The organism is Collinsella sp. SGI.241 (assembly GCF_050312955.1).
Taxonomy (GTDB): domain Bacteria; phylum Actinomycetota; class Coriobacteriia; order Coriobacteriales; family Coriobacteriaceae; genus Collinsella.
Genome location: NZ_JBNPKM010000001.1, coordinates 108,841 through 121,269, shown reverse-complemented (window position 1 = coordinate 121,269; position 12,429 = coordinate 108,841). Strand labels below are relative to the sequence as shown.

The 12,429-nt window shown below is 58.3% G+C and carries 9 protein-coding genes; 3 read left to right on the top strand and 6 right to left on the bottom strand.

Going from position 1 to position 12,429, the window contains the following annotated elements:
• Window positions 1–197: 197 nt before the first annotated feature.
• Both ACQQ92_RS00530 and ptcA read right to left on the bottom strand, forming a co-directional pair.
• Window positions 198–1,628, bottom strand: coding sequence for an APC family permease (locus ACQQ92_RS00530; protein ID WP_427795513.1), 1,431 nt, complete (start codon window positions 1,626–1,628; stop codon window positions 198–200).
• Window positions 1,629–1,760: 132 nt separating this feature from the next.
• Window positions 1,761–2,834: a putrescine carbamoyltransferase gene (gene ptcA, locus ACQQ92_RS00525; RefSeq protein WP_427795512.1), complete on the bottom strand. Its 1,074-nt coding sequence runs from the start codon at window positions 2,832–2,834 to the stop codon at window positions 1,761–1,763.
• A gap of 330 nt (window positions 2,835–3,164) precedes the next feature.
• Between ptcA and ACQQ92_RS00520 the strand changes: the two genes are divergently transcribed.
• Window positions 3,165–4,130: a response regulator transcription factor gene (locus tag ACQQ92_RS00520; protein WP_427728556.1), complete on the top strand. Its 966-nt coding sequence runs from the start codon at window positions 3,165–3,167 to the stop codon at window positions 4,128–4,130.
• Window positions 4,131–4,612: 482 nt separating this feature from the next.
• On the opposite strand, the gene ACQQ92_RS00515 is transcribed toward ACQQ92_RS00520, so the two are convergent.
• On the bottom strand, window positions 4,613–6,814 hold the full coding sequence (locus ACQQ92_RS00515; protein WP_427795511.1) for an FtsX-like permease family protein: 2,202 nt from the start codon (window positions 6,812–6,814) through the stop codon (window positions 4,613–4,615).
• The gene (locus ACQQ92_RS00510; protein WP_427795510.1) at window positions 6,804–7,589 is read right to left on the bottom strand and encodes an ABC transporter ATP-binding protein; all 786 of its coding nucleotides are present in this window, start codon (window positions 7,587–7,589) and stop codon (window positions 6,804–6,806) included. The genes ACQQ92_RS00515 and ACQQ92_RS00510 overlap by 11 nt, the downstream gene beginning before the upstream one ends.
• 262 nt (window positions 7,590–7,851) lie before the next feature.
• Between ACQQ92_RS00510 and vsr the strand changes: the two genes are divergently transcribed.
• On the top strand, window positions 7,852–8,841 hold the full coding sequence (gene vsr / locus ACQQ92_RS00505) for a DNA mismatch endonuclease Vsr (protein ID WP_427795509.1): 990 nt from the start codon (window positions 7,852–7,854) through the stop codon (window positions 8,839–8,841).
• A gap of 359 nt (window positions 8,842–9,200) precedes the next feature.
• On the opposite strand, the gene ACQQ92_RS00500 is transcribed toward vsr, so the two are convergent.
• The gene (locus ACQQ92_RS00500) at window positions 9,201–10,058 is read right to left on the bottom strand and encodes a class II fructose-bisphosphate aldolase (RefSeq protein ID WP_022095149.1); all 858 of its coding nucleotides are present in this window, start codon (window positions 10,056–10,058) and stop codon (window positions 9,201–9,203) included.
• Window positions 10,059–10,392: 334 nt separating this feature from the next.
• Between ACQQ92_RS00500 and ACQQ92_RS00495 the strand changes: the two genes are divergently transcribed.
• Window positions 10,393–11,196 carry a DeoR/GlpR family DNA-binding transcription regulator gene (locus ACQQ92_RS00495; RefSeq protein ID WP_427728567.1) on the top strand — a complete coding sequence of 268 codons (804 nt, stop codon included), beginning with the start codon at window positions 10,393–10,395 and terminating at the stop codon, window positions 11,194–11,196.
• Window positions 11,197–11,260: 64 nt separating this feature from the next.
• Here ACQQ92_RS00495 and ACQQ92_RS00490 read toward each other — a convergent pair whose 3' ends face one another.
• On the bottom strand, window positions 11,261–12,421 hold the full coding sequence (locus ACQQ92_RS00490; RefSeq protein WP_427795508.1) for an FprA family A-type flavoprotein: 1,161 nt from the start codon (window positions 12,419–12,421) through the stop codon (window positions 11,261–11,263).
• Window positions 12,422–12,429 lie beyond the last annotated feature (8 nt).

Sequence of the window (12,429 nt, the reverse complement as noted above, 5' to 3'; positions counted from 1 at the left end):
CCGGTTTTCACGGGGTCGCACCGGCGGGCGACGACGTAGCCAGGTGCGCGGAGACGGGACGCACGAGGGATACGGGAGAGGGGTCGGGGCGGTCGGCGGCTGCCGGAGCTATCGCCCGCACCCGCCCCGGGGAATGGTTGGCGGACCTGTCGCCCGGGCACGCCTCCGGAGAGGCCGGGGTGCCCGGAACCGGGGCCCTAGTTCTCCTCGGCCTCCTCGGCGAGGCGCTGGGCGGCCAGCTCGGGGGTGAGGCCCTTGTACTCGGTCTCGCGGCCCTTGGCGCTGACGACGCGGACGACCTCGCCGATGAGCATGAGCACGATGAAGATGATGATCATCGGGACCTTCTCGCCGATCTCGGCGGCGGAGAACGGTGCCAGCGTCGCGACGATGGCCAGGATCAGCTCGATGCAGGGGATGGCCAGCATGACCTTCATCATCGCGCCCTTGAACGGGAACGTGAAGATGCGCTCGCGGTTCGGGTCGTTCTTGCGGAGGTTGAGGAACGCCGGGAACATCGGGATGTAGGTGAGCAGCAGGAAGACGACGGAGGTGCCGAAGAGCATCCAGAAGACGCCGTTGGAGATGGCGTCGACGGGAACGAGCTGCAGGCAGAGGACCAGCGAGGCGACGACGGCGTTGACCAGGTTGGCGCCGTTGGGCATGTCGTCCTCGGAGACCATCGAGGCGAAGACCTTGGGCATGTTGCCGTGCTCGGCGGCGTAGCGGGCGACGGAGTTGACGCCGAAGGACCAGGCGGCCATGTTGGCGAACAGGGTGATCAGGAAGGCGATGCAGATGACCTTGAAGAGCACGGAATCGCCCACCATGGTCTGGACTGCGACGATCATGCCGTAGTCGGGGTCGATGGAGTCGGCCGGGATGGCGGCGCCGATGCCGAAGCCAGCGAACAGGTAGATGACGGCAATAGCCACGCCACCGACGACGATAGCCTTGGGGATATCGCGAGCGGGATCGGCCATGTCATCGGTCATGGTGCAGATAACCTCGAAGCCCATGAAGTTGAAGATGATGATGGACAGGTAGCCCAGGGCGTTGGTGTTGGTGAGCTCGGGCAGGAAGGTGGCGGCGGACATGTCGTTCGCGAAACCGTTCTCCATGGCATACCAGATGCCCAGGGCGCCGACGATAACGGCAACGGCGACCTTGATCAGGGCGCCACCGTTGAGGACCCACTCGGAGTCGGCCGCCTTGGAGCGGCCCATGAGGTAGACGATCCACACGAAGGCGAGCTCGATGCCCATCTTGGCGATCAGGTTGAACTCGACGCCAAAGACCATGCCCAGGATGTCGGGGAACATGGTCGCCAGCGAGGCGATCCACAGCGGGTAGTTGACCCAGTAGTAGTACGAAATGCGGGCGCCCCACTTGTCGCCCAGGCCATCGCGTACCCAGTCGTAAATGCCGCCCTCGCCGTCATAGGTGGTGCCGAGCTCGGCGACGACCATGCCGTAAGGGAGCAGGAAGGTCAGGATCAGGAAGATCCACCAGAAGAACTGCTGGTTGCCAATGGCAGCAGCAGGAGCGGCGGCCTCGCAAACGAAGACGACGCAGATGATGGTCGAAATGACCGTCAGGAAGGAAAGCTTTTTCTTTCCGTCACTCATATTTAATCCTTTGCTCAGTCTTGGACAGATTCGAGGCCCTAAGGTATTAAGGCAATTGCTTGGGCCTCGGTGAGCGGGCGACAGGAGACGAGCATCCACCGCCCGCAAACGTGCTTTTAGAAGCCTTGAGGCTTAGAGCTGCTCGAGAGCCTCGAGAGCGGCGTGGAGCTCAGCCTTGGCGGAGTACTCGACACCCTCGTCGTTGAGCGGAGTGCGCTTGCCCAGGGCGGCAAGGAGAGCACGGATGGAGTGCTTGCGGTTCTCGGCCTCGACCCAGCACAGGGAGCGCTCGGGATCGTCCATGACCTCGTCGACGACTTCCTCGCCACGGGTGGCCGGCAGGCAGTGCATGAACTTGGAGTTGGGGCCGGCGAAGTTCATCAGGTCCATGGTGACCTGATACTTGGGATAGAACACGTCCATGTAGTTCTCGCCCGAGACCTCCTCGTCGTACAGGCCATACCACACGTCGGTGTAGATGAAGTCGGCGCCCTTGATGCACTCGATGTCGTCAGAGATGACAACCGAGCCGCCGGAGACCTTGCAGTTCTCCTCGGCGATGGCCATCATCTGCTTGCCGAACTCGGCGCGCTCCTCGACGGTGCCAACGTGCAGGCCGCCGTCGGGGATCTGGTGGCCCTTAGGTCCAAACTGGACAAACTTCATGCCGACCTTGGAGGCGATGAACATGAGGGAGACGCAGACCTGGGTGGCATCGCCGATGAAGGCCAGGGTGCAGTCCTCGATCTTCTTGCCCTCGGGGAGGTTCTCGAGCATGGTCATGAGGTCGCCCATCTCCTGCGTGGGATGGTTGAACTCGGACATGCCGTTGATGACGGGCACAGCGGAGCCCTCGGCGAGGCCGACGACGTCCTTGTGACGGTCAACGCGAGCCATCATGATGTCGAGCAGCGAGCCCATAACGCGAGCGGTGTCGCCCAGGGACTCGTGACCGCCGAGCTGGATGGTGCCAGGGCCATAGAACTGAGCATGGCCACCGAGGTCGGTCATAGCGGTCTCGAAGGAAAGACGGGTGCGGGTGGAGACCTGCTGGAAGATCATGCCAAGGCTCTGGTTGCGGAGCAGGTGCGGATAATAACCGTCAACCTTGATGGCCTTCTTCATTGCCAGGCCAAGATCCTCGATAGCCAGGATCTGCTCTTTGGTGAAGTCGTTGGTGTCGATGAAATCCTTAGGCAGTGCCATATCGATTTCCTTTCCGCCGGTCTTGCCGACTTATTTACTGTGAGGCGCTCGTACATCACACCTCGTGTTGACAAGACCATCATTCACCCACGTGCAATTTTTACCTAGTTTATTCGGGATTAAAGACCGTTCACGGAGTTACACCCTCTATAAACCAATATAAACCCGCAGGCAGCGGGCTTGCAGGGGGTTTACCGTCTGGAACCGCGAACGGTATACAGCTATGCTATGTCTGGCGTCTAATCCGCAATGGAACGACCGGCTGAGACAAGTATACCCGTGGGATATAGCGGGCTCCATAAGAGTTCAAATGAGACAGGACGGTGACAAATGGACACGCTCATGTTCTTCTATACCTTAGCGATACTCGTAATCTGTATTGTGACGGCAGTGCTTTCGCTTGCCGCCTACGCCTCGTCCCATCGACGCTTCTTTATCTATGGCAGCGGCGTTTTTATTTGCTACGCCATCGAGATGACCGAGATCTTCTTTTTTGAATACACGTTGCAAAACGAGACTTTTCCGGCCAGCGACTATTACGCAATTACCATGCCTGCGTTTCGGACCCTTGTGGCGACCATTTCACAGGCTTTTATTTGGCTGATTGCCATGGACTTGCTCGATAAGCATTCAAAAAAGCAGTTCACTATCCCCGTCTTAATGTTTTTGCTGTTAGAGTCGCTGACTATCGTCGCTGTCCCCTCCGGCCCCATGCGTCAGTGGCTCTACTACACGATGCGTCAGGTATTCCTTCTCTTTGTGGGACTGTATATCTTTTGGACGGCTCATAAAAGTACGGAGGTTGAGCTGAAGGCACGCGTTAACAACCAGCGAAAGCACCTGATTATCGGCGCTATTCTGGTCGGTTGCATCGTTGCCGAAGATTTCTACAACATCCTTGTCATCCCCATGAGTCTGGCACCCTCTTGGCTGCAGCTTTATCTATCTGAGCGCAACTTTAGCGAGAACGTCTTTGCGTGCTACTTTGCGATTCTGCTGATCATCTACTCATACCACGTGCTTTCAATTCGCATGGAGAAGGCGCCCGAGGAAAAGAACGTCAACGATCTTGATCGACACATCGAAGAGCAAATGCCCTTCTATCGCAACGCCTACAGGCTCTCCAACCGCGAGGCCGAGGTTTTGCGTCTGGTTGTGCTGGGCAAGTCGAACCAAGAGATTGCTGACGAGCTATTCCTTGCCGTGGGCACCGTCAAGACCCACATCCACAACATCCTGGTCAAAACCGAGCAGCAAAACCGAACCACGCTCATCCTCCACTTTTGGAAGCGTTAACCTGCCAAAAAGGGACAGGTTTATTTAACCTGCCAAAAAGGGACAGGTTTATTTTGGTAGGTTTTATCTGGGCAAACGCCAGCCGCCGCAAGAGAGCTGCTTTCCCTTGCGGCGGTCTTCTAGCAGTAAGACCAAGTGAGTAGACTTTTTGCAGGAGGTCGAGCACAGCCCAAAACGCCGCGGCTCTGACCTGCGATTTTATTGAACATTTATCGCGATGTGCTCGGCATATCTAAATAAGTCTACTCACTTGCATCCGAGACGCACCAGATAGGCAAATAACCGCCGCGAAGGAAGGGTTACGCGGTTTTACCAAACCGCGTAACGGCTCGACGCTGCAAGCGCCCCTGAGCGAGCAATCTGACGTTCAATCGTCGGTCGCGTACAAAAGTACGCTTCCCTCCTCTTTCACGTCACCTTGCTCGCTTAGGGGCGCTTTCGCTGACTTATGCTCAACCTACAATGATTCCAAACTGGATGAGTTACTCGCTGTAGCGGGTGGCTATGGCAGCTCGCACCATTCCGGTGCTCATGAGGTAGGTCACCAGGAAGTAGCCACCGTATGCTGCCAGGAAGATCGCGCAGGTGAGGCCCACAGTGCCGCCGATGCTCATATTTCCGAATATGCTCACCAGCTCGATAATCACCTTAAGTGCCACAAAGGAGTGCGCCAGGCCCACTGCCAGCGGGAACAGGAAGAATACCGCCTGCTGCGCCATCACCGAATGGCGAATCTGGCGGTCGTCGCAGCCGATCTGTGCCAGCACACGATAGCTGCGGCTGCCGTCGGCCACGTTGGAGAGTTGCTGGATCGACAGAATCGCCGCGCATGCAACGACCAATACAAAGCCGATGTAGATGGCTAGGTAGCTAATAAGACCGTTCATTTGCGCTGCTTGCGTGTACATCTCGGAGCGTGTGATGAAGGTTCCCCAAAACCCCGGCTCTTTGCCGTCAACGAGCAGATTGTCGAGCAGAGTGTATTTAATGCTCTCGTCTGCCTCGGTCGTATCCATCCCCTGTTTGTAGTTAACGAGCAGGCTACTGGAATACGGCTGCAGATTAAGTTGGGACAACAGTTCGTCGGCAACGACGACGGTACCCGGATTACTGCCCATCGCCGAGTTGGCGATGGCCGCCGTATCTTCGTCCGACTTATCGGTTGCGGGTTTGAGCGTATGCCCGCCCAAGGTAAGGGCATGGCCGCCAGCCATATACTTGGTGTACAGGTCGACCAGCTCACCGCCCATATCACACGTAAGCAAGTACTGGTCGCGGCCAATGCTCACCGGCTCCTCGCCCATCATCTGACGCAGCTTGTTGTACTGGCTCGCCGGCGTCACAAACAGACCTATCGCATCGGGCTTGCTACCCCCGAACGCCTTGGGAAGCTTTTCGCCCATGGTCTTGCACATCTCACCCGCAGACACCGAAGGGCTCGAACCGCCAAACGGGTAACTTAGATACGAATCGATCTGCACATGCTCACCGGCAACATCGGCGATATTGACCTTCTTGCCGGTCTCGTCGTTGTTGTCCGCCGACTTGTCCTTACCGTGCCATGCGGGGTACAAATCGACCGTTGTATCGGCCAGCACCATGCGATCGGCCTCAGACGGTTTGACATACTCCTTGTAGTAGCCGAGCGTATCGGGCGTGTAATAGACATACGTCTGCGACATATCGGCCGGCGTATAGCGCTCCAGATTCTCGTTCATCACATTGGCAATCGACATACCGCACGTCACCGAGGTGATGGCCAAAAACAGGAGCATCGCGATGACGCCCATCGAAAAGCACACCGTGTTGACCTTGGCCGCAAGCTGGCGCACGATAAACATGTTGAGGCCGCGCCAATACACGCCGCGCAGGCTCTGCAGCAGCTTGATAAGCATGCCCGAGAGTCCCCAAAACAGGGCAAAGGTACCCACGGTAACCATAGCGGTCGTAATGCCAAACTGGTTCATGGCCTCTTGCAGCTTGCTGTCCGTCGCGGTTAGCGGGAACCCATCACGTAGCAGACGGTAATAGGCCACGCCCACAAGCACCACGCCCACAGCAAAGATGGCAATCGCGATCCAGGGGTTGCGTGTCTTGATGCTCTCGTTGCGACGCTCGGCACCCATAAGCTCGATGAGTTTGGTACGACGTACGGCGCGAAGGTTCAGCAGTAGCGTGAGCACAAACATTACGAGCATGCAGGCAAGGGTCAGGTTGAACGCATGCACCGAGAAAAAGAAGTGGAAATTGGCGATCTGTGTCTTAAAGAGCGAGGCCGTAAAGAACGTCATGAGCTGGGAGAGTCCCACACCCAGCACAATGCCGGCGACAAAGGCCACAACCGATACTATCACGGTCTCGAGCGCCATGATCGTGGCGACGCGCCCGCGCCCCATGCCGAGTACCTGGTACAGGCCAAACTCCTTCTTGCGGCGTTTCATGATGAAGTTATTGGCATACACCATCAAAAAGGCCATGACACCGGCCAAAAAGTACGTCAGGTAGCCGAGCATGCTGCCCATAACCTGCGCCAAGCCCTCTTCATCGATTCCGGCGATGTCGACCTGCATCGAGATGGTGTTAAAGGCATAGAAGACCGTGACGCCCAGGGTGAGCGTCAAAAGGTAGACGAGGTAGTCGCGGCCGGCGCGGCGGACGTTGCCCCAAGCGAGTTTACAGAGCATCGGAGCCCTCACCGCCCATCATGGCAACGACCTCCATAATGCGGTCGAAGAACTCGCGGCGGTCGGTGTCTCCGCGGCGCAGCTCGGTGAAGATCTTGCCGTCGCGAATAAACAGCACACGGCTCGTGTAGCTGGCGGCAAAGCTGTCGTGCGTGACCATGAGCACGGTGGCGCGCAGGCGGCGGTTAAGGGCCTCCAGGATCTCGAGCAGCAGGCGAGCGCTCTTGGAATCGAGGGCGCCGGTGGGCTCGTCGGCCATGATCATGGTGGGGTCGGTGACGAGCGCGCGAGCCGCGGCAACGCGCTGCTGCTGACCGCCGGACATCTGGTAGGGATACTTGTCGAGCACCTGACTGATGGACAGGCGCGCTGCCACATCCTGCACGCGGGTCGAGATCTCTGCCGAGCTTGTGCGGGCGATGGTGAGCGGCAGGGCGATGTTCTCGCGTGCCGTGAGCGTATCGAGCAGGTTGGAGTCCTGGAAGATAAAGCCGAGCTCCTCGCGGCGGAACTGCGAAAGCTTAACCTGCTTCATGCGCGTCACGTCCTGGCCGTTGATGCGGATCGTGCCACTTGTGGCACTATCGATGGTCGACACGCAGTTGAGCAACGTCGACTTGCCCGAGCCCGAAGCGCCCATGATGCCAACGAATTCGCCGCGGTTGACGGTAAAGCTGACGTCGTTGAGCGCGCGGGTCACGTTGCCCAGCGCTCCGTATACCTTTTCGAGATGCACGACTTCCAGTACCGGAGTCGCCATGTGCGTGGTTTGCATACCGAGTCCTTTCTTGCGATTAGTCTACGTCATCTATAGTCGCAAGAAGCCGAGTCGGCTACCATCGATATCGCTTACGCTTGCCTTACCGTTGCGTAAGGTAGGGGTAGTCTTTTTGGGACGGGGCTTTTTTAGCTACCCTATCCGTAGCCTTCGAAGCATGAGGCCGCATTTGACATAGGGCAGCTAAAAAAGCCCCGTCCCAAAAAGACTACCCAAATGAGCTACCCTGCCACGTGTTGATGCTGAGAGAGGACTCCTGTTGAAGACTGTTCATGTTGCCGCTGGGATCATTCGCAAGGAAGGATCCGATGAGCTGCTTGCCGTGCAGCGCGGCTACGGCGACATGCAGGGACTTTGGGAGTTCCCCGGTGGCAAGCTCATGCGCGGCGAGACGCCCGAGGACGCCGTACGCCGCGAGCTCATAGAAGAGCTGCAGGTAAAAGTCACCAACCTGCGCGATTTCTATACCGTTGAGTACGACTACCCCGATTTTCATCTCTCCATGGAGTGCTACTACTGCTCGCTCGCCGATGACTCCGATGAGCCCCAGAAGCACGACCGCCAGCTCGATATCCGCTGGATTCCGCGCACCTCGCTTGCCACCGTTGAGTGGATGCCCGCCGACAAAGGGCTTATCGATGCTCTGATTGAGTTGAAGGAAGATCGGCTTGAGGCCAACGGCGCCGCCGATGACGCCACGCCCAACACGGCCGACAAACCCGCCACCAAGCCCAAGCGCGCACCTAAGCGCCGCAGCAAAAAGCGTCCCAAACCAGGTCTGCTCGACGGCATCGATACCTCGGACCTCTCCGCTGACGAGCGCGAACTGGTGCGCCGTCGCGCCGCTATAAAAAAGTCCATGAAGGGCAACAAGCGCGCCAACACCAAACCCGAGCTGCTCGTTCGCCAGCGCCTGCGGGCAGCGGGCCTTACGGGATACCGTCTGGAATGGAAGGTACCCGGCAAGCCTGACATCGCCTTTCCCGGGCGCAAGATCGCCATTTTCGTCAACGGCTGCTTTTGGCATCGCTGCCCTAAGTGCAATCCGAGCCAGCCCAAGCGCAATGTTGAGTTTTGGGAGGCAAAGTTTCGCCGCAACGTCGAGCGCGACCGAGCCGCCATCGACGCGCTTACCCAAATGGGCTGGACGCCCATCACCGTCTGGGAATGTGAGCTCAAGAAAGACCGCATCGACGCCACCATGGAAAAGGTCATCGAACAGGTACGCGCCGCCGCACCGCAGCGCTAACAGCGATCATTCACACGCTCCGCACGTCCGCGCCACATCCGAGCCGCAAACCTTAGAAAGCCCTTAAGCTCAAAATCTTTCAAGAGTGTTATTCGATACCTTTGACCTGCGGTTTCATTGTTATATCAAACCTGATTAAGCCTTTCTTTAGTGCTTCTTTGCAGCAGCCGCGGCATAATACTGCCAACGAACGGGACCTAGCAGCACACCCCGTGCGCAACCTTTTGGTGGACATCGAGACGGAGGAAGCCCCGCAGCGCGTAGCGCGCAGCGGGGCTTCCGACATGTCCGAGGACGTTCTGAGAGATAGGCCCTTTTCCGTTTCCGGACGGCCCGGTGGGATCAGAGTACCCTTGCTGTTACTCTGCTTTGCCCACAGAGTTGAGGTTGGTCATGCGGATCTTAACCAGCTCGGTGATCTCACGCATGCCCTCCTTGGCCGGCTTCTTGGGATCGAAGCAGGCGGGGTTCTCGGCCATGTAGGCCATGAAGCCCTTGGTGTAGGCCTGACGCAGCTCGGTAGCGTAGTTAACCTTGCAGATGCCGTTCTTCACAGCCTCGGCAACCTGCTCATCGGGCACACCGGAAGTGCCGTGCAGAACCAGCGGCACGTCGACGGCGTCGCGGATAGCCTTGACCACGGACTGCTCGATGTGCGGATCGCTCGTGTACACGCCGTGGCTGGTGCCAACGCCAATGGCCAGCGAGGTGCAGCCGGTGCGCTCGACGAACTCCTTGGCCTCGGCAGGATCGGTGTAGGGGCTCTCGCCCTCAACCGCGGGACCGTCGTCCTCCTTGCCGCCAACCTTGCCGAGCTCGGCCTCGACGGGCACGCCCATGGCGCGGCCAGCGTCGGCGACGGACTTGGTCAGGGCAATGTTGTCCTCGAAGGACTCGTGCGAGCCGTCGATCATGACGGAGGTGTAGCCCGTGCGGAAAGCCTGCATGCAGCGGTCATAGCCATCGCCGTGATCGAGGTGCAGAGCGACGGGCACGGAAGCGCGCTCGGCAGCGGCCTTCACCATGCCGTAGAAGTAGTCCAGACCAGCGGTCTTGATGGTGCCCGGGGTGGTCTGCATGATGACGGGGGACTTGGTCTCCTCGGCAGCGGCCAGAACGGCCATAACAAACTCGAGGTTCTCGACGTTGAACGCGCCGACGGCGTAGTGGCCGGCCTGAGCGTCCTTGAGCATCTTTTCGGTGGTAACAAGTGCCATGAGCGTTTGCTCCTCTCCCTCGCCCGCATCTGGACATCGGGCGTAGTTGTTCACAAGGCGTTTTACCTTGCGTTTTACTGCGCTCATTGTATGAAATTCAGCGGCTTTGCACGTGCGAGATATTGAGTCCATGCAGGCCAATACAGTCGTTTTTGAAAAGTAAACGGAAGGAATCGGAACCGAGTGGGCGTGTTCGATATTGAATTTTGAGCGTTTAGCGTCTTTCTTTTATAGAAAAGATAAGTAATCGAAAGGTGTTTTCTTACTCAAAAAGAAAATGAACGAAAATAGAGTCAACACAATTCCTGCAAATATAGCCGAGAATGGAGCAAACATGGCCCAAGCTACCAACCGTGCTTTTGCTGACGAGCGCCGTACCGCCATTATGGAAATACTCGAGCATAACGCCTCGGTGCAGGTAGCAGAAATCGCCCAGACCTTTGGTGTGTCCTCCGTCACCGCCCGCGCCGACCTGGACGCGCTCGCCGAAGCAGGCAAGCTGCGTCGCACACATGGTGGTGCCGTATCGCTCCACAAACGCCTGACCGTCTCCACGCAAGATCGCCGCATCAATGTCAACGTCGCCGCCAAGCAGGCCATCGCGCAAAGCGCCATCGAGCTCGTTAATGACGGCGACACGCTGCTCGTCGACTCGGGCACCACGGCGCTCGAATTCGTCCGGCTCCTCGATCAGCGCGACGGCATCACCGTTATCACGGCCGACATTACCATCGCCGATTATATTGACGAGAGCATGCCCTCGGTCGATGTCGTCATGCTGGGCGGGGCACTGCGCAAAGGTCATCGCTATCTGTACGGCCCACTTACCATGCAGGCGCTCCAAATGGTCCACGCCGACCTTGCCGTCATGTGTCCTGGCGCTTTTGTTCCCGGCTGCGGCTTTACGACCGACTTTCCGCAGATGGCCGAGACCAAAGCGGCTATGGTCGGTGCCGCCCGTCAAAGCGTCGCCCTCATGGACGCCAGTAAGGTCAACGGACGCGGCATGTACCGTTTTGCCGAGCTTGCCGACGTCGACATCATCGTGATGGACAGCGACCCCGACGCCGCCGTCGCCACCTCAATCGCCGAGGCCGCCGACAGCGCACGTCCAGCCCTCATCATCGCCGGCGCTTAAACAAAAACCACCACAAAGGGCCTGTCCCTTTGTGGTGGTTTTGCCCGTTAAAAGCGAAATATCGCTACTTGGAAAGCTCGTCGGCGAGGGCCTCGATCTGGGCGCGTGATGTGTCGTTGAGCGAGCCCAGCACGGTCACCTTGTTCTGCGCCAGGGTGATGTCCTTCATGCCCTCGAGCTCCTTGGTCATAACCTTGGCAGCGGCGGGCGTCCAGGAACCGGCCTCGACGAGCGCCACGGTGCGGTTCTGGTAGGCATGCTCGGCGAGCGTGTGGATAAAGGTGCTCATGAACGGGAAGATCTCGCCCTGATAGGTGATGGAGGCGAGCACCAGGCGGTCATAGCGGAACGCATCCTCAACGGCCTCGGCCATGTCGTCGCGAGCTAGGTCAAAGACGGAAACCTTCTGGCCGCGAGCCTCGAGCGCAGATGCGAGCTCCTCGACGGCAGCCTTCAGATGTCCATACACACTCGCGTAGGCAATCGTGATGCCCTCGTCCTCGGGCTGATAGCTCGACCAGGTGTTGTAGGTGTCGAGGTAATAGCCCAGATTCTCGGTAAGGACAGGACCGTGGAGCGGGCAGATGATCTGAATATCCAGATCGGCAGCCTTTTTGAGCACGGCCTGCACAAACTTGCCAAACTTTCCCACGATGCCAAAGTAGTAGCGGCGAGCCTCACAGGCCCAGCCCTCGGGATCCTCGATGTCGTTGGCGCCAAACTTGCCAAAGCCGTCGGCGCTAAAGAGCACCTTGTCGGTGGCCTCATAGGAGAAGAGCACCTCGGGCCAGTGAACATTGGGAGCACCGATAAAGGTCAGGCTGTGGCCGCCCAGGTCGAGCACGTCGCCCTCTTTGACAACCATTTTGCGCTCGGGGAAGTCGGTGCCAAAGTAGTTGACCATCATGCGGAAAGCACCCATGCTGGCCACAATCTGCGCCTGGGGATAGCGCTCCATAAAGGCGGCGATACCGGCGGAGTGATCAGGCTCCATATGATGGATGACCAGGTAGTCGGGCGTACGGCCATCGAGCGCGGCCTCGAGGTTGCCGAGCCACTCGTCGACAAAACCACCGTCGACCGAATCAGCGACAGCGATTTTATCGCCCAAGATAACGTAGCTGTTGTATGCCATACCGTTCTCGGACACATCGTACTGGCCCTCGAACAGGTCAATGTCGTGATCGTTGACGCCAATGTAGCGGATATCCTTGGTGATCTCCATCAGGCACA